At 63.4% G+C, this 22,714-nt stretch carries 22 protein-coding genes; 10 read left to right on the forward strand and 12 right to left on the reverse strand.

The features are described 5' to 3' along the window. Positions 1-5 precede the first annotated feature (5 nt). Genes AAG821_RS06245 through maiA form a run of 3 tightly spaced genes read right to left on the reverse strand, consistent with a single transcriptional unit; the run spans position 6 to position 3,089 of the window. Positions 6-1,397 carry an ATP-binding protein gene (locus AAG821_RS06245; protein ID WP_341912763.1) on the reverse strand — a complete coding sequence of 464 codons (1,392 nt, stop codon included), beginning with the start codon at positions 1,395-1,397 and terminating at the stop codon, positions 6-8. A gap of 14 nt (positions 1,398-1,411) precedes the next feature. Then, positions 1,412-2,458, reverse strand: a complete 1,047-nt coding sequence (locus AAG821_RS06250; RefSeq protein ID WP_341916234.1) for a TAXI family TRAP transporter solute-binding subunit — start codon at positions 2,456-2,458, stop codon at positions 1,412-1,414. Then, positions 2,448-3,089, reverse strand: a complete 642-nt coding sequence (maiA, locus tag AAG821_RS06255) for a maleylacetoacetate isomerase (protein WP_341912767.1) — start codon at positions 3,087-3,089, stop codon at positions 2,448-2,450. The genes AAG821_RS06250 and maiA overlap by 11 nt, the downstream gene beginning before the upstream one ends. A 230-nt stretch (positions 3,090-3,319) precedes the next feature. Here maiA and thiS point away from each other — a divergent pair, with 230 nt between their 5' ends. Together thiS and AAG821_RS06265 are read left to right on the forward strand one after the other, a co-directional pair. After that, the gene (gene thiS, locus AAG821_RS06260; protein ID WP_341912769.1) at positions 3,320-4,309 is read left to right on the forward strand and encodes a sulfur carrier protein ThiS; all 990 of its coding nucleotides are present in this window, start codon (positions 3,320-3,322) and stop codon (positions 4,307-4,309) included. Positions 4,310-4,329: 20 nt separating this feature from the next. Continuing rightward, on the forward strand, positions 4,330-4,962 hold the full coding sequence (locus tag AAG821_RS06265; protein ID WP_341912770.1) for a DedA family protein: 633 nt from the start codon (positions 4,330-4,332) through the stop codon (positions 4,960-4,962). A gap of 9 nt (positions 4,963-4,971) precedes the next feature. Here AAG821_RS06265 and AAG821_RS06270 read toward each other — a convergent pair whose 3' ends face one another. Continuing rightward, positions 4,972-5,415, reverse strand: a complete 444-nt coding sequence (locus tag AAG821_RS06270; protein ID WP_341912772.1) for a MarR family winged helix-turn-helix transcriptional regulator — start codon at positions 5,413-5,415, stop codon at positions 4,972-4,974. Between the two features lie 118 nt (positions 5,416-5,533). On the opposite strand from AAG821_RS06270, the gene hppD reads away from it, so the two are divergent. The 3 genes from hppD to AAG821_RS06285 all read left to right on the forward strand — a co-directional run bounded on the left by hppD (position 5,534) and on the right by AAG821_RS06285 (position 8,889). Continuing rightward, on the forward strand, positions 5,534-6,601 hold the full coding sequence (hppD, locus tag AAG821_RS06275) for a 4-hydroxyphenylpyruvate dioxygenase (protein ID WP_341895976.1): 1,068 nt from the start codon (positions 5,534-5,536) through the stop codon (positions 6,599-6,601). A gap of 27 nt (positions 6,602-6,628) precedes the next feature. Then, positions 6,629-7,780, forward strand: coding sequence for a homogentisate 1,2-dioxygenase (locus AAG821_RS06280; RefSeq protein WP_341912773.1), 1,152 nt, complete (start codon positions 6,629-6,631; stop codon positions 7,778-7,780). Between the two features lie 122 nt (positions 7,781-7,902). Further along, on the forward strand, positions 7,903-8,889 hold the full coding sequence (locus AAG821_RS06285; RefSeq protein ID WP_341912774.1) for a fumarylacetoacetate hydrolase family protein: 987 nt from the start codon (positions 7,903-7,905) through the stop codon (positions 8,887-8,889). A gap of 273 nt (positions 8,890-9,162) precedes the next feature. Here the strand turns inward: AAG821_RS06285 and AAG821_RS06290 are convergent, their stop codons facing one another. Continuing rightward, the gene (locus AAG821_RS06290) at positions 9,163-9,744 is read right to left on the reverse strand and encodes a hypothetical protein (RefSeq protein ID WP_341912775.1); all 582 of its coding nucleotides are present in this window, start codon (positions 9,742-9,744) and stop codon (positions 9,163-9,165) included. Next, the gene (locus AAG821_RS06295; protein ID WP_341912776.1) at positions 9,744-10,433 is read right to left on the reverse strand and encodes an MBL fold metallo-hydrolase; all 690 of its coding nucleotides are present in this window, start codon (positions 10,431-10,433) and stop codon (positions 9,744-9,746) included. Before AAG821_RS06295 ends, AAG821_RS06290 begins: the two co-directional genes overlap by 1 nt. Positions 10,434-10,836: 403 nt before the next feature. Here AAG821_RS06295 and aroQ point away from each other — a divergent pair, with 403 nt between their 5' ends. From aroQ to aat, 4 genes are read left to right on the forward strand one after another with little or no spacing between them, the layout of a single operon-like run. After that, positions 10,837-11,334 (forward strand): type II 3-dehydroquinate dehydratase, encoded by a 498-nt coding sequence (gene aroQ / locus AAG821_RS06300; protein WP_341912778.1) that lies wholly within the window; start codon positions 10,837-10,839, stop codon positions 11,332-11,334. A 39-nt stretch (positions 11,335-11,373) separates the two neighbouring features. Then, positions 11,374-11,865, forward strand: a complete 492-nt coding sequence (gene accB / locus AAG821_RS06305) for an acetyl-CoA carboxylase biotin carboxyl carrier protein (protein ID WP_341912780.1) — start codon at positions 11,374-11,376, stop codon at positions 11,863-11,865. Between the two features lie 36 nt (positions 11,866-11,901). Then, positions 11,902-13,245, forward strand: coding sequence for an acetyl-CoA carboxylase biotin carboxylase subunit (gene accC / locus AAG821_RS06310; RefSeq protein WP_341912782.1), 1,344 nt, complete (start codon positions 11,902-11,904; stop codon positions 13,243-13,245). A 46-nt stretch (positions 13,246-13,291) separates the two neighbouring features. Beyond that, positions 13,292-13,963 carry a leucyl/phenylalanyl-tRNA--protein transferase gene (aat, locus tag AAG821_RS06315; RefSeq protein ID WP_341912784.1) on the forward strand — a complete coding sequence of 224 codons (672 nt, stop codon included), beginning with the start codon at positions 13,292-13,294 and terminating at the stop codon, positions 13,961-13,963. On the opposite strand, the gene AAG821_RS06320 is transcribed toward aat, so the two are convergent. The 6 genes from AAG821_RS06320 to AAG821_RS06345 all read right to left on the reverse strand — a co-directional run bounded on the left by AAG821_RS06320 (position 13,900) and on the right by AAG821_RS06345 (position 18,673). Next, complete coding sequence (locus AAG821_RS06320) at positions 13,900-14,328, reverse strand: DUF2155 domain-containing protein (protein WP_341912786.1); 429 nt, start codon at positions 14,326-14,328, stop codon at positions 13,900-13,902. The genes aat and AAG821_RS06320 overlap by 64 nt on opposite strands. Positions 14,329-14,336: 8 nt before the next feature. Continuing rightward, positions 14,337-14,846, reverse strand: coding sequence for an outer membrane lipid asymmetry maintenance protein MlaD (mlaD, locus tag AAG821_RS06325; RefSeq protein ID WP_341912788.1), 510 nt, complete (start codon positions 14,844-14,846; stop codon positions 14,337-14,339). Positions 14,847-14,873: 27 nt separating this feature from the next. Next, entirely contained in the window at positions 14,874-15,221 is a 348-nt protein-coding gene (locus tag AAG821_RS06330) for an NADH:ubiquinone oxidoreductase subunit NDUFA12 (protein WP_341899292.1), read from the reverse strand. A 156-nt stretch (positions 15,222-15,377) separates the two neighbouring features. After that, a complete protein-coding gene (locus AAG821_RS06335; RefSeq protein WP_341912790.1) occupies positions 15,378-16,529 on the reverse strand; it encodes a hypothetical protein in 1,152 nt (383 codons plus the stop codon). A 110-nt stretch (positions 16,530-16,639) separates the two neighbouring features. Continuing rightward, positions 16,640-17,956: a hypothetical protein gene (locus tag AAG821_RS06340; protein ID WP_341912792.1), complete on the reverse strand. Its 1,317-nt coding sequence runs from the start codon at positions 17,954-17,956 to the stop codon at positions 16,640-16,642. Between the two features lie 174 nt (positions 17,957-18,130). Beyond that, positions 18,131-18,673: a hypothetical protein gene (locus tag AAG821_RS06345; protein WP_341912793.1), complete on the reverse strand. Its 543-nt coding sequence runs from the start codon at positions 18,671-18,673 to the stop codon at positions 18,131-18,133. Between the two features lie 240 nt (positions 18,674-18,913). On the opposite strand from AAG821_RS06345, the gene AAG821_RS06350 reads away from it, so the two are divergent. After that, positions 18,914-22,594 carry a vitamin B12-dependent ribonucleotide reductase gene (locus AAG821_RS06350; protein ID WP_341912794.1) on the forward strand — a complete coding sequence of 1,227 codons (3,681 nt, stop codon included), beginning with the start codon at positions 18,914-18,916 and terminating at the stop codon, positions 22,592-22,594. Positions 22,595-22,714 lie beyond the last annotated feature (120 nt).

Here is a 22,714-nt window from a genome sequence, read left to right on the forward strand (position 1 = left end):
AACGCTCAGTTGCCGGCAGTCTGGAAGCCTGCGATGACGCGTGACGGCGGCAGATGCACGCTGACGCGCGTACCCTGGCCCGGCGTGCTCTGAATCTCCAGCCAGCCGCCATGCAGGCGCACCATGCGGTCGCTGAGCGGCAGGCCAAGCCCGGTGCCCGGTTGTGCACGGGTCAGCGCATTCTGGATCTGGCCGAAGGGCTGCAGTGCGATCTTGATCTGCGCTGCGGTCATGCCGATGCCGGTATCGGTCACACTGTAGGCGAAGCCGCCGCCCTCGGTGCTTTCACCGGCCAGCACGATGCTGCCCTCTTCGGTGAACTTCACCGCATTGGCCAGCAGGTTGATCAGCACCTGCAGCAGGGCGCGACGGTCGGCATGCAGCTGAACCAGGCCGGCCCGCGGTCGCATCTGCAGCTGGACATGGCTGCGTTCGATCTTTTCACGCACCAGGCGCACGGCCGCCGTCATGATCTCGTCGGCATCGAAGTCCTGCTCGGCCAGTTCATACTTGCCGGCCTCCACTTTGGACAGGTCGAGGATGTCATTGATGATGGCCAGCAGATGCTCGCCGCTGGAATGGATGTCGCCGGCATATTCGCGATAGCGCGCGATGTTCACCGCGCCCAGCATCTCGTTGCGGATGATCGACGAGAAGCCGATGATCGCATTCAGCGGCGTGCGCAGCTCATGGCTCATATTGGCGAGGAATTCCGACTTGGCGCGATTGGCCTCCTCCGCCGACCGCTTGGCGGCCAGCGCCGAGAGTTCGGCCTGCTCCTTCAGTTCCACCACCCGGCGCTCGCGGAACAGCAGCAGGATCAGGCCGATCACCAGCATGGCGGCGAAGGCGGTCAGCAGGCCGACGCCATTGGCGAAACGGTCGAGCCGGTTTTCCTGGGTCTGCAGCATGTCACGCGCCGTGTCGCGCGATTGCTCCAGCAGCGCAATCAAGCGCAATTCGGCATCGCGCGCGCGTGACAGCATCAACGCGATCACCGCTGGCGAACCGGCCGCCTGCCCCGGCACACCTTCATCCAGCCAGCGCCCCAGATCCTGCAGCGCCGGACTGGCGACGGCATGCATGCCGGCCGCGCCCACCATGTTGTCGAAATTGTAGTTCGCGCGCAGCGCATCGGCGCGAGCCCGCGCCGAGATCAGATGCGCCGCCACCCGTGTCTTGCCACTGCCCTGCGGTTCCCGCTGCCAGGCCTCGATCGCCCAGGCCAGGTTGGCGATCTCGCGGATCATGGTTTCCGCATCACGTTCCTGGTCCAGCAGCGTCACCGGCAGATCACGTGCCACCGAGCTGAGCGTATTCTGGACATAGAGCGCGACGCCGAATGCGCCCAGAACGATCAGGACGATGGCGATGGTGATCTGGCGGCGCCCCAGCATGGCGATGCGCGATCTCAGTTCGTAATCAGGCCGCGCGCGCGATAAAAGCGCTCGGCACCGGGATGCAGGGGAATGCTGCGGCCGGTCAGGGCCGCATCGAAGCGGATATCGCTGCCGCGCGGATGCCCGCCGGCCAGGATCGCACCGCCGCGCGGGCCCCACATCGCCTCCAGCATGGCAAAGATCAGATCGTCGGGCAGGTCGGCGCGCACGGCGAGCTGGGCGCCCACCATCAGTGTCGTTACGGCGGGCTGACCCGGATAGGCGTTGGCCGGGATGCTGCCATAGCTGAGGAAGGGATTTTGCCGGATCAGCCGGTTGGCCGCCTCGGCATCGATGCCGAGCAGACTGGCCTGGCCGCCGGCCAGCGCATCGCTGACGGCACGCGTCGGCCAGCCGGCAACGATGAAGAAGACGTCCAGCTGGTCGGCCTGCAGACGCGGCAGGGCCAGGTCCGGCTTGATATAGACCGGTTTCAGGTCGGATTCGGACAGGCTGTAGACGCGCAGCAGGTTGCGCACATGCACCAGGGTGCCCGAGCCGGGCTCGTCCATCGCCACCGTGCGGCCACGCAGACCGGCAAGGGCGTTGATCCTGGCCGCGCGGCGCGTCACCACATGCATGGCTTCCGAATACAGATGGGCGACAAAGCGCAGGCGGTCCTGCGGCGGTTTGCCGGCAAAGATCTCCTTGCCGTTATAGGCCCAGTCAGCGACATCGGCCTGCACCAGCGCCATCTCGATCTCGCCATTCTGCAGTGCGGCGACATTGGCGACCGACCCATTGGAGGTCTGCGCCACGGCCACCACGCCGGGCAGGCCGCAACGGCCATCGCGCGCATCCGCTGCCGCGCAGCCGGCCCCCAGCGGGGTCTCGCTGACTGCGCGGGCGATCAGATTGCCGATCGGAAAATAGGTGCCGCTCTGGCCGCCGGTGCCGATCCGCAGCAGGCCTGCAGGGCTCTGGGCTCCCGTATTCTGGGCCCAGGCCGCCGGAACGGCCAACAGCAGCACCAGCAGCGCGACAGCGGCGACGCGGCGCCCCATCGGCTTATTCGGCATCCGGCTGCTTGGCCGGCGATGCACTGGCAAAAGCCTCGAGCGCCTGGCAGGCAGCATCGATCCGCACTACGGTGGGGCAGCGCGAGAGATCGGCCTTGAAACGGCGACCGTTGGCCACCTGCGGCACCAGGCAGAGATCGGCCAGCGTCGGCGTATCGCCATGGCAGAAGCGGCCGGTCTGCGGACTGGCGGTCAGCATCGCCTCCACCGCCTCCAACCCCTCTTCCACCCAGTGCCGATACCAGGTGTCTTTCTGCGCCTCGCTGACGCCCAGCGTGCCGGTCAGGTAGCGCAGCACGCGCGGATTGTTGAGCGGATGGATTTCGCAGGCCACCGCCAGCGCCAGGGCACGCACCCGGGCCCGGCCGAGCGGATCTTTGGGCAGCAGCGGCGGGTCTGGCTGGATTTCCTCGAGATATTCGATGATCGCCAGCGACTGGGTCAGCGAAGCACCGGCATCGGTCACCAGCACCGGCAGCAGCTTCTGCGGGTTGATCGCGGCAAAGGCGGCGGACAGCTGTTCCAGCTTGGCAAGGTGGACAAAGGTCTGATCGTAGGAGAGGCCCTTGAGATTGAGCGCGATCCTGACCCGATAGGCGGCCGAGGACCGGAAATAGCCGTACAACAGCATGCTTGCCTCCTGCTGACCCGGATTCTAGCCCAGTCGCCGTTATGTTACAAAGCCTTGATGGCTTTGGCAGTCCGCCCGAAAGGGTTGCCGCGACGGTGCGGCGCGCTCTATTGTCGGCGCGCCGCCGCGCCCCCATCTCAAGGGGGCCCGGGACCGGCGCGGGGGAGGCCGGGACCAGACCGGCTAAACGTGAGCAGCCAAACTTGGGACAGACAGGGTAACTTTTGGATATGCGCCTGACGATCAACGGCGAGACGCGGGACATGACAGGATCGGCCACCGTGGCCGAACTGCTGTCGGTGCTCGACCTCGACGCACGCAAGATTGCCATTGAATTGAACCGCGAAATCGTGCCGCGCTCGGCTTATTCCGCCACCGGCCTGAACGACGGCGACAAGATCGAGATCGTGCATTTCATCGGCGGCGGCAACGCGCCCCTCCCTCCCGGCAGCGACGATTATTTCGAGGTAGCGGGCCAGCGTTTCCGCTCGCGCCTGCTGGTCGGCACCGGCAAATACAAGGATTTCGAAGAGACCAGGCTGGCCATCGAGGCTTCCGGGGCCGAGATCGTCACTGTTGCGGTGCGGCGCGTGAATGTCACCGACCGCAACAAACCGATGCTGGTCGATTTCGTCGACCCGAAGAAATACACCTACCTGCCAAACACGGCCGGCTGCTACACCGCCGATGATGCGGTGCGCACGCTGCGGCTGGCGCGCGAGGCCGGCGGCTGGAAGCTGGTGAAACTGGAAGTGCTGGGCGACCAGAAGACGCTCTATCCCGACATGGAAGCCACGCTGGCCGCCACCAAGCTGCTGGTGAAGGACGGCTTCGACGTCATGGTCTACTGCGCCGACGATCCGATCGCGGCCAAGAAGCTGGAAGACCTCGGCGCCTGTGCCATCATGCCCCTGGCCGCACCGATCGGCTCCGGGCTGGGCCTGCAGAACCCGGTCACTATCCGCATCATCATCGAGAATGCGAAAGTGCCTGTGCTGGTCGATGCCGGCGTCGGCACCGCGTCGGACGCCGCCGTGGCGATGGAACTGGGCTGTGATGGCGTGCTGATGAACACCGCGATTGCCGAAGCGAAAGATCCCATCCGCATGGCGCGCGCCATGAAACTGGCCATCGAGGCCGGCCGCCTCGCCTACCAGGCCGGCCGCATGCCAAAGAAACTCTATGCCGACCCATCATCGCCGCTCGCCGGCCTGATTTGACCGAGCGAGGCTGATCGACCGTGCCAGATATCGATATCTACCAGCTGATCGAACAGTATCGTGAGTGGTTCTACATCATCACCTTCGTCTGGACCTTCCTGGAAGGCGAGACCTTTGTGATCTTCGCCGGTGCCGCGGCCAGCCAGGGCCTGCTGCACATGTACTGGCTGATCGCCGCCGCCTGGCTGGGCAGCTTTTCCGGCGACCAGCTCTATTTCTGGATCGGCCGCAATTATGGCCACCGCCTGCTGAAGCGCTTCCCCAAGCTGCAGGGCGGCGTCAATGTCGCGCTCGACATGCTGCACAAATATCATGTCGGCTTCATCCTCAGCTTCCGCTTCATCTATGGCGTGCGCAACTTCTCCTCGCTCGCCATGGGCATGAGCCTGATCTCCTGGCCGCGCTTCGCCGCGCTGAACTTCATCGCCGCCGGCCTGTGGGCCAACGCGTTTTCCTGGGGCGGCTACCTGCTCGGCGTCGCCTTCGAGGCGGTGCTGGGCGATATCGCCAAGGATTTTGGCCTGATCATGCTGGGCATCTTCGCCCTGGTCGGCACCGTGCTGTTCTTCGTGCATCGTCGCGGCAAGAAGAATTTCGAAGCCAAGGTCGCCGCCCAGCAGCAGAAGCAGGTCACGCCGCCGACCTCGGAGTAAGACAGCAGCCTAGAGGCTGTCCATCTTGCCGTTCAGCTTGTCGATGATGCGGTCCAGCTGGGCTGCTTCATCCGCCGTCAGCACGGTCAGCAGGTCGCGCTCGAAGCCCAGCGCCAGCGGCGCGATCTCCGCATAGACCGTCTGGCCTTTGGCAGAGAGCGTCAGCCGCGACTTGCGCTTGTCGCCCGCATCGCGCTCCCGGCTCAGCAGGCCCTTGTGCTCCAGCGCCGCCACCGCGCGGCTCACCGTCACCTTGTCCATTGCCGAGCGTTCGACCACATCGTTGGCGGTCAGGCCCGGCGTGCGGCCCAGATTGGCGATCACCCGCCATTCTGGAATGCCGATGCCGAAGCGGTCGGCATAGTGGCGCGACAGCGCGCCGCTGATGCGGTTGGTCACCACCGACAGCCGGTAGGGCAGAAAGCGGTCGAGCTGCAGTGTTGTTTTCGCCATTTCCCCTGCTTTTGCCGCCGGTCAAAGCGATCCGACACGGCCATGCTTGAATTTAGTTTCAATTGTAACTAATATGCGACTCAACCGCAATATCGCATTCCCGGGAGGATAGTTCCCCATGGCCGACCTGTTCGACAACCCGATGGGCACCGACGGTTTCGAATTCATCGAATATGCCGCACCCGAACCCGCTAAGCTGGCCGCGCTGTTCGAGCGCATGGGCTTCCAGGCCGTGGCGAAGCACCGCTCCAAGAACGTGACGCTGTATCGCCAGGGCGATGTGAACTTCATCCTGAACGCCGAGCCAGCCAGCTTCGCCCAGAGCTTTGCCCGCATCCATGGCCCCTCCATCTGCGCTATGGCTTTCCGCGTCAAGGATGCCGCCAAGGCCTACAAGCGCGCCGTCGAACTCGGTGCCTGGGGCGTCGAGAACCATGCCGGCCCGATGGAACTGAACATCCCCGCCATCAAGGGCATCGGCGACAGCCTGATCTATCTGGTCGACCGCTATGGCGCGCGCGGCACCATCTATGACGTCGATTTCGTGCCGATCGAAGGTGTGGAGCGCAATCCGAAGGGCGTCGGCCTCACCTATGTCGATCACCTGACCCATAACGTGCATCGTGGCCGCATGGGCGAATGGGCCAGCTTCTACGAGCGCCTGTTCAATTTCCGCGAGATCAAGTATTTCGATATCGAGGGCAAGCTGACCGGCCTGAAGTCGAAGGCGATGACCAGCCCCTGCGGCAAGATCCGCATCCCGATCAACGAAAGCTCCGACGACAAGTCGCAGATCGCCGAATACCTGAACGCCTATCACGGCGAGGGCATCCAGCATGTGGCGATGGGCACCGACGATATCTACAGCACGGTCAGCGCGCTGCGCAGCCGCGACCTGCCCTTCCAGTCGACCAACGACACCTATTTCGACCAGGTCAACGACCGCCTGCCCGGTCATGGCGAGGATGTCGCCCGCCTGAAGGAATTGCAGATCCTGATCGACGGCGCGCCGACCAAGGGCCAGGGCCTGCTGCTGCAGATCTTCACCGAGAATGCCATCGGCCCGATCTTCTACGAGATCATCCAGCGCAAGGGCAATGACGGCTTCGGCGAAGGCAACTTCAAGGCGCTGTTCGAGTCGATCGAACTCGACCAGATCCGCCGCGGCGTGCTGAAGGCCAACTGAGAAAAAACAGGTCCGGGAGGACATGCCATGGGTAAAAACTGGATTCCGATGAGCCACACCGAGGGCGACGCCGCGAAACAGGCCCATGTCGGCCTGCCCGCAGGCACCTATGAGCGCGAGATGGGCAAGGAGGGCTTCTTCGGCCCCGCCGCCCATCTCTATCACCAGAATCCGCCGACCGGCTGGATCGACTGGGAAGGCCCGCTGAAACCCCGCGCTTTCGATACCGCACAATTCGCCGATGCGGTCGACTGCCCGTGGAAGGCCAGAACCCTGATGAGCAACAGCCATGTGAAATACCGCCACATGCTGATGGTGCAGGCGATGGATCATCTGGTGCGCAACGGCGACGGCGACGAGCTGCTGTTCGTGCATGACGGCGAAGGCGAGCTGTTCTGCGACTTCGGCCATCTCAGCTACTCAGAGGGCGACTACATCATGCTGCCGCGCGGCACCATGTGGCGCCTGGAGCCGAAGAGCCCGAGCAAGATCCTGCTGATCGAGGCGACCAATGACAGCTACCGCCTGCCCGACAAGGGCATCGTCGGCCCGCATGCGATCTTCGATCCCGCCGTGCTGCAAATCCCGAAGCTGGATGACGCCTACAAGGCACAGCAGAAGAAACCAGGTCAGTGGAAGGTCGTTATCAAGCGGCGCGACCAGCTTTCCACCGTCACCTATCCCTACAATCCCCTCGATGTGGTGGGCTGGAAGGGCGACCTCACCGCGGTCAAGCTGAACTGGCGCGACATCCGGCCGCTGATGAGCCACCGCTATCACCTGCCGCCCAGCGCGCATACCACCTTCCTGGCCTCGCGCTTTGTCATCTGCACCTTCGTGCCGCGCCCGATCGAAAGCGACCCGGAAGCCCTGAAGGTGCCGTTCTTCCACAACAACGACGATTACGACGAGGTGATCTTCTATCACAAGGGCAGCTTCTTCAGCCGCGACAACATCCATCCCGGCATGATCAGCCTGCACCCCTGCGGCTTCCCGCATGGCCCGCATCCCAAGGCCTTTGCCGCCGGCGCCAAGGCCGCGCGCAAGGAGACCGACGAGGTGGCGGTGATGCTCGATACCCGCGATGCACTCGATGTTGCACCGGCCGCCGAAAGCATCGAATTCAAGGGCTATGTGGCGACCTGGAATCCGGACGGGTTCAAGCAGGCCGCGGAGTAAGACACCACATTCCGTCATCCCCGGGCTTGTCCCGGGGATCCACGCCTTTCTTTAAGACGTGGATGGCCGGAACAAGTCCGGCCATGACGATTTAAGATTTTCGACTAGGGAGACCTCACCTCATGAAACTCGCCTCGCTGCGGCATGGCCGCGACGGCCGCCTCTGTGTCGTCAGCCGCGATCTGAAAACCATGCTGCCGGTCGATGCGCTCTGCCCCACCCTGCAGATGGCGCTCGACAGCTGGAGCACCATGGCGCCCAAACTGCAGGAGCAATACGACGCGCTGAACAAGGGCGAAGCCGCCGGCGCCATCGCCTATGATCCACATAAGCTGCATGCGCCGCTGCCGCGCGCCTATCAGTGGTGCGACGGCTCGGCCTATCTCAATCATGTCGAGCTGGTGCGCAAGGCGCGCAATGCCGTGATGCCGCCGGAATTCCTGCATGATCCGCTGATGTACCAGGGCGGCTCGGACGACTTCCTGCCGCCGACGGCCGATATCGAAGTGGCCGACGAGGCCTATGGCATCGACTTCGAGGGCGAAGTGGCGGCGATCACCGGCGATGTGCCGATGGGTTCAACTTCGGCTCAAGCCGCGACACAGATCCGCCTGCTGATGCTGGTGAACGATGTGTCCTTGCGCAACCTGATCCCCGGCGAGTTGGCGAAAGGCTTCGGCTTCTTCCACGGCAAGCCCTCGACGGCGATTGCGCCCGTTGCGGTCACGCCCGATGAGCTGGGCGCCGCCTGGAAAGACAACAAGGTGCATCGCCCACTGGTGACGCATCTGAACGGCCAGCAGTTCGGCGCACCGGATGCCGGCGCCGACATGCAGTTCAGCCTCGCCGACCTGATCGCCCATGCGGCGAAGACGCGGCGGCTGCGCGCCGGCTGCATCGTTGGCAGCGGCACGGTGTCGAACCGCGATGCCTCGAAAGGGTTTTCCTGCCTGGCCGAAATCCGCATGATCGAAACGATTGCCGACGGCAAGCCGAAGACGCCGTTCATGAGCTTCGGCGATCATGTGCGCATGGAGATGACCGGCACCGACGGCCAGTCGATCTTCGGCGCGATTGACCAGACGGTGGTGAAGTATACGGGGCCGTAAGCCGCCCCTACAAAAACCGTCACCCTCGGATTTATTCCGAGGGTCCATTGATATGTTCCGATGCGCGGAAAGACGGGATGGACCCTCGGCCATAAGCATTTCCTGGGCCCGAGGGTGACAGCTTATTTTCGTCGTCCCTGCGAAAGCGGGTATCCATCAAACGACAAGACCGGGTTCCGGCTTTCGCGGGAAAGAAACATCAAACCATTCGATACAACGAGAGTATCAACCGAAAAAATGCGATTGGTCGGATCGATGGTGTATCACCGATCATCACTGAAGCGGCACATTGATCACTTGCGATGTCAGAACAAACTCGAGCGGACTAACCTTTCGCGACAAGCCATTCACCTTCATGGGAGGCAGTGTCAGCCTGATGCGGGAAGGTCGAGCGGCGACAAATGCAGCCGTCGCCCCAAATCGGTCATTACGAAGATACTGTGTATTTGGCGTTACAATATCGTCATGGCGCCCGAGGCCCTTCAACGTGTCCGTCGCCGGGAAACTCTCAAAATAGCCCGGCTTGCCATTGCGGCCATAATGCGAAAACCGGAATGAGGATAAATGCGCAACGGCTTCGCCACCATTAGGCAGGACGGTCAACTGAAGCTCATCACTGTCCAGCTGGAGGCTTGTACCGTTGGACAAAATCACGCTTAGGAATATTCCTATTCCCGTGTCACCAGGAGCCATACTGATCGCCACCTCGACACCTTCTGCCAATTGCAAGAGCGCGCCCGCATTCGCAGCGGTTTGGTTGCCATCCGCCTTATAAACTTCAATCTCTTTGGTACAGCTCGCAAGTACGACGAAGAGCAAAAGACAAGTCAGTTTTCGTGCAAGCTTGATTTTCATCACCCGCCCCCCACCGCCCGATCCGACACGAACGGATTGTTCTGCCGCTCCTGCCCAAACGTCGACAGCGGTCCATGGCCCGGCACAAACGTGATGCCGTCACCCAGCGGAAACAGCTTCTCGCGGATCGAGCGGATCAGGTCGGCATGGTTGCCCTTGGGAAAATCCGTGCGGCCGATCGAGCCCTGGAACAGCACGTCGCCCACCAGTGCTGCCTGCGACGGCGCGTGGTAGAACACCACATGGCCCGGCGTATGGCCCGGGCAGTGGATCACATCGAGCACCAGGTTGCCGACGGTGACCGTATCGCCGTCCTGCAGCCAGCGCGTCGGCGTGAAGCTGCGGCTCGGCGGAAAGCCATATTGCTGCGCCGCGGCCGGCATGCCGTCGATCCAGAACTTGTCATCCACATGCGGCCCCTCGATGGGCAGGCCGAGCTGTTCCGCGATCTCCATCACCGCGCCGGCATGATCCAGATGGCCATGCGTCACCAGCAGCTTTTCCAGCGTCACGCCATGGCGCTTTGCTGCGGCCAGCAGCTTCTCCGGCTCGCCGCCGGCATCGACCAGCGCGCCACGCATGGTCTCGGGGCACCAGATCAGCGAGCAGTTCTGCTGGAACGGCGTCACCGGGTTGATTTCGGCATGCAGACGCGGCGCGGCGTCTGAGGTCTGGCTTTCTGCGGTCATGCCCCCGGCTTACCCCGCAGCACCCGGGATTGGCAATCTCCCGCCGCCGCACCTTGCCGAAAGCCGGCAGCCACCCCATATGGGCTCAACAACATATTTTAATGAAAACAATCACTTAAGATGCCTTTGGTATGAAATAAGACGGAATAAGCATCGAATAAGCTGGAATAAGCGTCGCATAAGCCGAAACAAGCCGGAATAAGCGCCGGATAGCATGGTTTAACCGGCCGGACCTGTTTCACGTGAAACATAGCGCGAACACCGGACCTGGGCTGTGGATGCTTTCAGGCCCTGTCACAGCCCGCGCCGCCCAGCAGAATCCCTCGGCGGGATCAACGGGTTGCCCGGGCTTCCGCGATGGTGTACGGCAGGCGGTCTGGTCGCGAGAAGCTCTGGGAATCGCATGGCGAAAGCACAGAAATCGGCAGCAAACGGCAAGCGCACCGCCGCCTCGAAGCAGGCCGGCGGCAAACCGCTGATCTATGTGCTGAACGGCCCGAACCTCAACATGCTCGGCCTGCGCCAGCCCGAGATCTATGGCCACGACACCCTGGCCGATGTGGAGCGGCTCTGCGCCGCCGCCGCCAGCCGGCTCGGCCTCGCCATTTCCTTCCGCCAGAGCAACCTCGAGGGCGAACTGGTCACCTGGATCCAGGAAGCCCGTTCCAAGGCCGCCGGCATCGTGCTGAATGCCGGTGCCTATACCCACACCTCGGTCGCCATTCTCGATGCCCTCAATGCGGCCGAGAAGCCCTGCGTCGAGGTGCATCTGTCCAACATCCACCGGCGCGAAAACTTCCGCCATCATTCCTACGTTTCGCTTGCGGCGAAGGGGATGATCTGCGGCTTCGGGCCGAAGGGTTACGTGCTGGCGCTCGAAGCGCTGGCCGATATCGTCTGAACCGTTTCGTCTGTCTATTTGAGAATACAGGAGTAGCGCATGGCCTCCGCGCCCAAGGATAAAGCCGCCAAGCCCGCCAGCAGCAGCCGGGTCGACCAGCAGATGATCCGCGACCTCGCCGATCTGCTGAACGAGACCGGCCTGACCGAGATCGAGTGGAGCGAAGGCCCGCTGAAGGTCCGCGTCACCAAGGCCGGCACGCCGGTCTATGCCGCCGCACCGGTCGCCGCGGCCGCTGCTGCCGCGGCCGTTGCCGCCGCCGGCGGCGCGCCGGCGGCCAGCGACGATGCCAGCCATCCGGGCGCCGTGAAGTCGCCGATGGTCGGCACCGTCTACACCGCGCCGGAGCCGGGCGCCGCCGCCTTTATCAAGATCGGCGACAGCGTCAATGCCGGCCAGACTGTGCTGATCGTCGAAGCGATGAAGACCATGAACCCGATCACCGCGCCCAAGGGTGGTCGCGTCGCGCGCATCCTGATCGAGAATCAGCAGCCGGTCGAATTCGGCCAGCCGCTGCTGATCATCGAATAACGTCAGCCCAAGCAACACAGAACAGGGCCGCGTATCATGTTTGAGAAGGTGCTGATTGCCAATCGCGGCGAAATCGCGCTCCGCATCCATCGTGCCTGCCGCGAGATGGGCATCCGCACCGTGGCGGTGCATTCCACCGCCGATGCCGATGCCATGCATGTGCGCATTGCCGATGAGTCCGTCTGCATCGGCCCGCCGCCGTCGAGCCAGAGCTACCTGAACATCCCTGCCATTATCTCGGCTGCCGAGATCACCGGCGCCGAAGCGATCCATCCCGGCTACGGCTTCCTCTCGGAGAATGCCAAATTCGCCGAGATCGTCGAGGCGCATGGCATCACCTTCATCGGCCCGACGCCCGAGCATATCAAGCTGATGGGCGACAAGATCACCGCCAAGGATGCCGCCCGCGAACTCGGTATTCCGGTCGTGCCGGGCTCGAAGGGTGCGGTGGAAACCGAGGAACAGGGCCTCAAGCTTGCCGCCGACATGGGCTATCCCGTGCTGATCAAGGCCACCGCCGGCGGCGGCGGCCGCGGCATGAAGGTGGTGCGTTCGCCGGCCGAGTTCGGCACAGCGCTGCAGCAGGCGCGCTCGGAAGCGCGCAATGCCTTTGGCAACGACCAGGTTTATGTCGAGAAATATCTCGCCCGCCCGCGCCATATCGAGATCCAGATTTTCGGCGACGGCCAGGGCAATGCGGTGCATCTGGGCGAACGCGACTGCTCGCTGCAGCGCCGGCACCAGAAGGTGCTGGAAGAAGCCCGCTCGCCGGCGCTGAATGACGCGCAGCGCAAGACCATCGGCGACATCGCCGCCAAGGCGATCTCCAAGCTGAATTATCGCGGCGCCGGCACCATCGAATTCCTGTTCGAGAATGGCGAATTCTATTTCATCGAGATGAATACCCGCCTGCAGGTGGAGCATCCGGTGACCGAAGCGATCACCGGCCTCGATCTGGTGCGCGAGCAGCTGCGCATCGCCGATGGCGCGCCGCTTGGCTATACGCAGGACGACATCAAGTTTTCCGGCCATGCCATCGAATGCCGCATCAATGCCGAGAATCCGCGCACCTTCGCGCCCTCGCCCGGCCGCGTCACCGACTATCATGCGCCTGGCGGCCTGGGTGTGCGCGTCGATTCCGCGCTTTACACCGGCTACCAGATCCCGCCGCATTATGACTCGCTGATCGGCAAGCTGATCGTGCATGGCACCAGCCGCAACGAATGCCTGATGCGCCTGCGCCGGTCGCTGGAGGAATATGTGATCGGCGGTCTGGAAACCACCATCCCGCTGCATCTGGCGCTGATCAACGAACCCGATTTCGTCAACGGCGCCTATGACATCCACTGGCTGGAAGAGTTCATCGCCAGGCAAAATTGAGGCCGGCAGAATTGATCCCGGCGGGATGCGTGCTAGCTTGTAAAGCATGAGCGCGCATCCCGAGCCGCTGACGCCTGAACTGCTGCTGCAGGCCTATGCCCGCGGCTATTTCCCGATGTCGGATTCCGCCGATGATCCGGGCCACTTCTGGGTCTATCCCACCAGGCGCGGCATCCTGCCGCTCGATCACTTCCACCTGCCGCGCAAGCTGGCCCGCAAAGTACGCCAGGGCGTCTACACCGTGTGCATCGACCACGACTTCGCTGGCGTGATTGCCGCCTGTGCCGAGCCCACGCCACATCCGCAGCGCCACAGCACCTGGATCAACCAGGAAATCCGCGACGCCTATACCGAGCTGCATCGCTTAGGCTTTGCCCATAGCGTCGAATGCTACGACGAGTCTGGTGCCATGGTCGGCGGGCTGTATGGCGTAAGGCTGGGTGCGGCGTTTTTCGGCGAGAGCATGTTCAGCCGCGCCACCGATGCCTCAAAGGTTGCGCTGGTGCATCTGGTCGGCCGGCTGATCGCCGGCGGCTTCACCCTGCTGGATACGCAGTTCGTCACCGAACACCTGAAACAGTTCGGCGCCATCGAGGTGAAGCGCGACGATTATCTGGAACTGCTGATGGACGCGCTGCCGCGCCGGGCAGATTTCTACTGCCTGGGCGCCGATGCGCCGCCCGAACTGGTTTTGCAGTCGATCAGCCACACGTCATAGACCGCGTGTTCCAGCGGGTTGAGGCCCGGACTGGAGGCAAACATCCAGCCCTGAAAGAGTGCAATGGCCTGCTGTTGGGGCCGCTGTTCGAGGATCTCGAGGAAGGCGGTGCTTTCCGGCGGATATTCCGGCGGCCGTTTGCGGCAGGCCCGCACCGTCACCTTCAGTGTGCCGAAACCGATGGTCTGGTCCACCGGCGCCTCAAAGGTGTAGATGCGTGCGGTGATCTTATCCAGCCCCTGCAGCACGGCGATCGGCATGGGCGTCGAGGGATATTGCGGCTGGGCATCGGAAAGCTGCGCCAACACAGCCGGGGCCCACAGCACCGGCAACAGCATCAGACAGCGGCACAGGAAACGCAGCACAGCAGCTTTCAGTTCGCCTTGGGCAGCGGGCTCAGTTCGGCGCCACCATCGGCAGGCTTATCCTTGCCGGCGCCGGTTGCGCTGAAAATCGCCTGCCCGATCAGATCCATCAGGTTGACGGAGCCTTGCGTGAACTTGATCTCGGACCCCGGCTTCAGGGCGGTGTTGCTCCCGCCGGGCTCGACCGAAATGAAGTTGCCGCCCAGCAGGCCTTCGGAGGCGATCTTCACTGCGCTGTCGTCGGGCAGCTGGTAGCGGCTGTCGACGCTGAAGGTCACGATGGCATCGAAGGTTTTGGGATCGAGCGTCTGCTTGGTCACGGTGCCGATCTTGATGCCGCTGAGCCGCACATCGCCGCCGGTGACCAGGCCATCGGCGCGGTTGAAGCGCGCCTGCAGCTCGTAGCCATTCATGCGCCCGCCGCCGACACCGCCGGTGGTATAGGCAAAGGCCAGGAAAAAGCCTGCGACCAGCAGTACCACTGCGCCGATCAGCGTCTCGACCAGATTGCCGTTCATGCTTGCCGCCCCTGCCTGCTCTTGTCGTTATTCAGGCTGCCAGGCCTGATAGTCGCCGGTCGCGGCCGCGCGCTGGCCGCCCTTGGCGACGCTGCCCTGCGGCCGGTAGGCGTAGGGCGTGCCGCTCAGATTGGGCAGATGGTCCTTCTCCCACGGCTTGCGCTCAACGCCATGGATCGGCGCGTCATCGATGGTGTAGTGCAGCCAGGCGTGCCATTCCGGCGGCACCTTGGAGGCTTCCGCCTTGCCGTTGTAGAGCACCCAGCGCTTCTTGGCCGCGCCGCTCTTGGTGCGGAAATAGCGATTGCCGAACCCGTCGGTGCCGACGAGTTCGCCCTTCCACCAGGTGAAAAGCTTGGTGCCGATCAGACTCATGGGACTGCCACCCTCAGGCCGGGAATCCGGCCGAAAAATCCTGCCGGACTATGGCATTACAGGCGCGGCCGGGCAAGTCTCGGTCGCAGTGCGGCAACCACGAGAAAGCCGGGAAAAGCCCGGAAAACCATTACCTTGAGGCCAGCCCGGGTGCGCTCACCCCGCCTGTACCAGCAGGACTTTTACATCCATGGTTGCGCCGTTTGAGAAAACCAGCTGCGGCCCCTCGCCCTGAAAATCCTTGAAGGTGATCGACCCGCTGCTGTCCTGGAAGGTCAACTTCAGGTCTTTGCCAACCAGTTCGGCCTGCACAGCCGCCTGCGCAATGCCATTCAGCTTCAGCTTCGAACCCTCGCTGCCGTAAGCGCCGCTGACCGTATCGTTGCCATCGCCGCCAGCGACGCCGGAACGGGAATAGGTGATCGTGGCCCCCTTGCCGACGGCGATCACGTCATTGCCTGCACCGCCGGTCACCGTGCTGCCATTGCCCACGGCGATGGTGTCGTTGCCGGCGCCTCCGCTGGCCTGGCTGTTGCTGGCCACCGCGATGGTGTCATTGCCGGCATCGCCATGCACGCTGCTGTTGGCCGCACCTGCAATCACATCGTCACCCTCGCCGCCCGAGACGCTGCCGCCCGGTCCCACGGCGATCACATCGCTGCCGGCACCGCCCTCGACCGTCGTCCCGGCGCCGGCTGCAATCGTGTCATTGCCCGCACCACCGGCGACCGTGGAATTGCGGCCGGCGGCAACCGTGTCGTTGCCGGCACCGGCATCGATATCCGCGCCCGCGCCAGCCGCAATCGTGTCGTTGCCATTGCCGCTGCGGATCACGGTCCGGCCGCTGGCCGCGATCACGTCATCACTGCCGGCCGGTGCGGGAGTCTGCGTGGACGGCCGGTAGGTCACGGGCTGCGCCACCTGGACCGTGGTACTGCTGATGGAGATGGAAATCGAAATCTTCTCGACCGTGATCTGCACACCCGCCACGGTGCCGCGATCCAGCGCTTTGAGCTTGTCGCGGATTTCCCGGCTGGCCGCGACCATGTGATCCGCCAGCTTCGACAGGGTCTTTAGCGCTTTCAGCATGTTCTGCAGACGGTCGGCATCCGGCGACAGCGAAACCGAATCTTCTTCCGTCTTCTTCACACCCTCGCCGCCTTGGACCGGCACCGGTTTCGGCGTGGGCTTGGCGTTCGTCTGCACCGTGTTAACGTTAACGCGGACAGCCAAAGCCGATGTATCGCTCGCGCGTGCATAAGCCAGGGTATAAGCGGATTGCGACTCAGTCTGCGTCACGGATGACATGGGGTTCTCCCTTCCGTCGATACGGCCCGATTCTGGACCACCTGAAACGAAACTCGCTTTACCCCGCCCTGCGATCGCCTTCTGGCATTGCGGGACAGAGGATGGCCTGATCAGGCCTTGAGGTTGATCTTGTGGGCCATCGAGGCGTTGGCGGCGTCAACTGCGGCCTGTCGCGCCGCCGCAGCATTCTGTTTCGCCGCCTCGGCCTTCTGCTCTGCCATTGCGATGTCTTCGGCTGTCCCGACGGCGCGCTTGCTGCCGTCAGCGAAACTCATGGTCACCAGACCCTTCTGGTAACCCTGCAGCAGAATCGAGCCATCCTGCCCACTGAAGCTGATCCGCAGGCCCTCCGCAGTCGCCGTGACCTCGACATCGTCCCTGGTTATGCCCTTCCCGAGATCCAGCCTGAGCGTATCGAAACTCCCACCGGGGTCTTTACTCGTGACGGTATCATGGCCATCGCCACGCGCATATTCGATGGTGCCAGACCCGCTCGGCCTTCCCAGGAGATTGATCACGTCATTGCCGGTGCCGCCGTTATACCTGCTCAGCCGCCCATAGCCGGACAGTGTGTCGCTGCCATTTCCGCCATACATCCTGCCGCTGCCTGTGGTGTGCATGACGTCGTCGCCATCGCCGCCATAGGCTGTCGAGAGACTCCCGACCTCGAACCGGTCGTTTCCGGCATCGCCATAAACTGTGCTAGTGCTGAACGTCTTGAACGTATCGTCGCCCGCGCCGCCATGGGCGGTGCCATTTTGATCCAGCCGGAAGCTGTCGTTGCCGGCTTCGCCAAAGGCCAAACCATTCGCTACGACATGGAACGTGTCGTTGCCATTCCCGCCATAGACGCGCGAATTCATCGCCTGATAGGCGAAATCGTCGCCGTTGCCCAGATGAGCCGTTCCATTCGCACCGAGATAGACGAAGTCAGCGCCATTGCCGGTCGATACCGTGCCATTGTGATGGACGAAGACCACATCATTGCTGGAACCGGTATCAGTCCTGGCGTTGCCAAAGACCTCGACCACCTTGAAGTCGATGGTCTCGCCGGTTTCGTTGTAGGGCACCGCCGCGGCGTAGCGGCTGCGCACATAGGCTTCGAACGAATCCTGCCAGGTCGGCGCTCCCATCGGGTGATCGAATTCGGCCACGTTCCGTCCCGCCTTCTGCAACGCGTCCACGCTGCTGATCACGTTCTGCGGAGCGACCTGCGTACTCACCGTAATTTTGGTGCTGGTCACGCCCGGCATCAGGGATGCGGGCGATTGCGGCGCGGCGGCCGGCGATACAGTCGCGGCAGGCTTGATCGCGGGACGGATGGTGGCCGCTGCAGGGGAAGATGCAGCCGTGCCCGGTTTGCGGGCTGCATCTGTAAGGAGGGTAAGCGCGGCGAGGCCGCTGCTCAGGCTGCTGATACTCGTCACGGGATTCTCCCTGACTCCACCGCCCCGGTCAGTCGCCGCTCCCTTCTGGGATCAGGCGATCATCGGTCTGGCCAAGCAGCGCATAAAAGCGGCGCAAAGGTCAAGGAAAAAGTATCGCTAAACGTGTGTTCGCATCACGACATACGCCGGAATGCAACCGGCGCGATGCAAAACCTAACGCGCCGTAATCAGGGCGATTTCCTGGGCGAATTCGCGTTGCAGCTCGGCGCGGGCCTTGGTCTCGAAGCTGGGATATTTGGCCGCGGCGGCCTGCAGGGCGGGATTGTCCAGCGGCAGTTCCTCGGGCCGCAGGATGTCACTGGCCTTCACGCCGCCCTTGCTGCCGGCGCCGAGCACGGCGCGGGTCAGCACCGTGGTCAGCAGGCGCTGCCCCTCGCCGCTGGCGAAATAGGCATCCAGCGCACCGAGTTCGGCCGGGGTGTAGCTGGTGGCCGCGGCATTGACCACTGCGCCGCGGAAGCGCGGCCCGGCGGTGGGCGCGCGCTGGCGCAGGTCGGCGGCGCGCTGCTGCTCGGCGGCCGTGCCGTTGGGCAGGAAGTTCAGATAGAGCTGGGTGATCGCCTCGACGCGCTTTTCCAGCCCGATGGTGGTCATCAGCCGCTCGGCCGCCGCCCGGGTCGCCTTGTCCTGGGCAAAACTCGGGCCGGCCGCGAGGGCGGCAAATAGCATGACGGCGGCGAACAAAAGGCGGTGCATAAGCGAATCCCAAATAAGTCGGCGAGTCATAGTGATACGAGGAATGTGGCAAAAACCTGTCAATCAAACATAGCCGATTCGGTCACAGATTTCATGTTTGACTCACCCCCGCACATCCATAGATTTAGCTTCGTTACGACGACTTGGCACTAGATGTTGGGTTTTTCCCCGAAATCAGTCGCCGGCCAGACCACAACATATTGATCTTATTCGGCAACTCGTTCGGCGGGGAATCACGGTATGCGTATTCAGCGGCATTTCACAGTGGCGGGTCAGGATGCTTATGCCGGCCTGGAGTGGAAAACCACCACCAGCGAAATCCGCAATCCCGATGGCAGTGTGGTGTTCCGCCTCGACCAGCTGGAAGTGCCGGCCGACTGGAGCCAGGTCGCCGCCGACGTGCTGGCGCAGAAGTATTTCCGCCGCGCCGGCGTGCCGGTGGCGCTGAAGGCCGTCGAAGAATCCGACGTCCCCGATTTCCTGTGGCGCCGCGAAGCCGACGCGGATGCGTTGAGCGCGCTGCCCGAGAAGGATCGCTTCACCCAGGAAAGCAGTGGTCGTGAAGTGTTCGACCGCCTTGCCGGCACCTGGACCTACTGGGGCTGGAAGGGCGGCTATTTCGATTCCGATGAGGATGCGCGCGCCTTCTTCGACGAACTGCGCTTCATGCTGGCGGCACAGATCGCCGCACCCAATTCACCGCAGTGGTTCAACACCGGCCTGCATTGGGCCTATGGCATCGACGGCCCGGCCCAGGGCCATCACTACGTCGATTACAGGACCGGCCAGCTGACCGCCTCGGCCTCGGCCTACGAACATCCGCAGCCGCATGCCTGCTTCATCCAGTCGGTGCAGGACGATCTCGTCAACGAGGGCGGCATCATGGATCTGTGGGTGCGCGAGGCGCGCCTGTTCAAATACGGCTCGGGCACCGGCAGCAACTTCTCGCGCCTGCGCGGCGAAAACGAAAAGCTGTCGGGCGGCGGCAAGTCGTCGGGCCTGATGAGCTTCCTCAAGATCGGCGACCGCGCCGCCGGCGCCATCAAGTCGGGCGGCACCACGCGCCGCGCCGCCAAGATGGTGATCTGCGATATCGACCATCCCGATATCGAGCAGTTCATCGACTGGAAGGTGAAGGAAGAGCAGAAGGTCGCCGCCCTCGTTGCCGGCTCCAAGCTGTCGCAGAAGCATCTGGGCGCCATCATGGCCGCCTGCCAGCTCGGCAGCGGAGACAGCCGCTTCGATGCCAAGAAGAACACCCAGTTGCGCAAGGAGATTCTCGCCGCCCGCAAGGCGATGATCCCGGAAAACTACATCCAGCGCGTCATCCAGTTTGCCAAGCAGGGCTACACCGAGATCGAATTCCCGGCCTATGACACCGACTGGGATTCGGAGGCCTATCTCACGGTCTCGGGCCAGAATTCCAACAACTCGGTGCGCGTCACCGATGGTTTCCTGAAGGCGGTCGAAAACGACGGCGACTGGAACCTGACCTATCGTGGCAACGGCAAGGTGTCGAAGACGCTGAAGGCCCGCGATCTGTGGGAACAGGTCGGCTATGCCGCCTGGGCCTCAGCCGATCCGGGCATCCAGTTCGATACCAGCATCAACGAGTGGCATACCTGCCCCGCCGATGGCCGCATCAATGCGTCCAACCCGTGTTCGGAATACATGTTCCTCGACGACACGGCCTGCAACCTCGCCTCGATGAACCTGATGTGCTTCCGTCAGGCCGATGGGAAATTCGACACCGCCGCCTTCGAGCATGCGACGCGGCTGTGGACCGTGGTGCTGGAAATCAGCGTGCTGATGGCGCAGTTCCCGAGCCGGGAAATCGCCGAACGCAGCTACAAGTTCCGCACGCTGGGTCTGGGCTATGCCAATCTCGGCGCCCTGCTGATGTCCTGCGGCCATTCCTATGATTCTGACGCCGGCCGCGCGATCTGCGGCGCCATCACCGCGCTGATGACCGGTGTGAGCTATGCCGCCTCGGCCGAGATGGCCGGCGAACTCGGCCCCTTCCCCGGCTACGCGCCGAATGCCGAAAACATGCTGCGCGTGATCCGCAACCATCGCCGCGCCGCCCAGGGCGATCACTTCGGCTATGAGGGTGTCACCACGCCGCCGGTGCCGCTGGATCATGCCAGCTGCCCCGACCAGGCGCTGCTCAATGCCGCTGAAAACGCCTGGGACCGCGCGCTGGAGTTGGGCAGCCAGCATGGCTTCCGCAATGCACAGGTCAGCGTGATCGCCCCCACCGGTACCATCGGCCTGGTGATGGATTGCGACACCACCGGCATCGAGCCGGACTTCGCGCTGGTGAAGTTCAAGAAGCTGGCCGGCGGCGGCTATTTCAAGATCATCAACCGCACCGTGCCGCTGGCGCTGAAGACGCTGGGCTACAACGACGGCCAGATCAAGGCGATCATCGATTATGCCGTCGGCCATGGCACGCTGCAGGATGCGCCGGGCGTCAACCATGACACGCTGAAGGCCAAGGGGCTTTCCCAGGCCACCATCGCCAAGGCCGAAACCGGCCTGCGCGGTGCCTTCGATATCAAGTTCGTGCTGAACCGCTGGACGCTCGGCACCGACACCTGCAAGGCACTCGGCTTCACCGACGCCCAGCTGGACGATCCGGCCTTCGACCTGCTCACCGCACTCGGCTTCAGCAGCGACGAGATCGCCGCCGCCAACCTGTATTGCTGCGGCGCCATGACGGTGGAAGGCGCCCCGCACCTGAAGGACATGCACCTCTCGGTGTTCGACTGCGCCAACCCCTGCGGCAAGGATGGCGTGCGCTTCCTCTCGGCCGAGAGCCATATCCGCATCATGGCCGCCGCGCAGCCCTTCATCACCGGCGCGATCTCCAAGACCATCAACATGCCGAACCTGGCAACGGTGGAGGATTGCAAGACCGCCTACATGCTGTCGTGGAAGCTGGGCTGCAAGGCCATCGCGCTGTATCGCGACGGCTCCAAGCTGTCCCAGCCGCTGCAGACCCAGACGCTGGAAGACGATGCCGCCAACGACACCGGCGAAAGCATCGCCGAACAGGTGGCCGAGGCCCCGGCGGCGGCGCGCGCGCAGATTATCGCCGAGCGCATCGTCGAGAAGCATATCGCCGGCCGCCTGAAGCTGCCGCTGCGCCGCAAGGGCTATACCCAGAAGGCGATCGTCGGCGGTCACAAGGTCTACCTGCGCACCGGCGAATATGACGAGGGCAAGCTGGGCGAGATCTTCATCGACATGCACAAGGAAGGCGCCGCCTTCCGCAGCCTGATGAACAACTTCGCCATCGCCATTTCCATCGGCCTGCAATATGGCGTGCCGCTGGAGGAATTCGTCGATGCCTTCACCTTCACCCGCTTCGAGCCCTCGGGCATGGTGGAGGGCAACGACGTCATCAAGATGTCGACTTCGATCCTCGATTACGTGTTCCGCGAACTGGCGGTGAGCTATCTCGGCCGCACCGATCTGGCCCATGTGCAGCCCGATGACCTGCGCCATGACACCCTGGGCGCCAAGCAGGCCCCGGCGGCGGTGAAGCTGCAGGTCGAGCAGGAGGCCATCAAGGTCGCCTCCACCGGCTATATCCGTTCCAACCTCTATGTGCTGCAGGGCGGCCAGAATCGCGGCGCCGTCGCCGAGATGCAGGCCACCGGCACGGATGGCCCGGCCATGGCGAGCCCGATAATGCATGTCACCACCGACACGCATACGCATGTCGAGATGGATGTGCCCGCTGCGGCCATGGGCGCCATGATGGGTGGCGGCAACAGCAAGGTCGAACAGCGTGCCCTCGCACGCATGAAGGGCTACGAGGGCGACAGCTGCCCGGAATGCGGCAACTTCACCCTGGTGCGCAATGGCACCTGCCTGAAATGCGACAGCTGCGGCGGCACCACCGGCTGTTCATAAAGCTCTGACGCTTCCCTCCAGGGAGCAGCCCTGGCATCTGCGGATGCCGGGGCTTTTTTTGGCTGCCCCGGCAAATCCTGCCGGCCGGGCAGGTTTTGCCTCCACGCCGCAACAATTTGC

Origin of the sequence: Ferrovibrio terrae (genome assembly GCF_943372915.1) — a bacterium.
GTDB classification, from domain to species: Bacteria; Pseudomonadota; Alphaproteobacteria; order Ferrovibrionales; family Ferrovibrionaceae; genus Ferrovibrio; species Ferrovibrio terrae_A.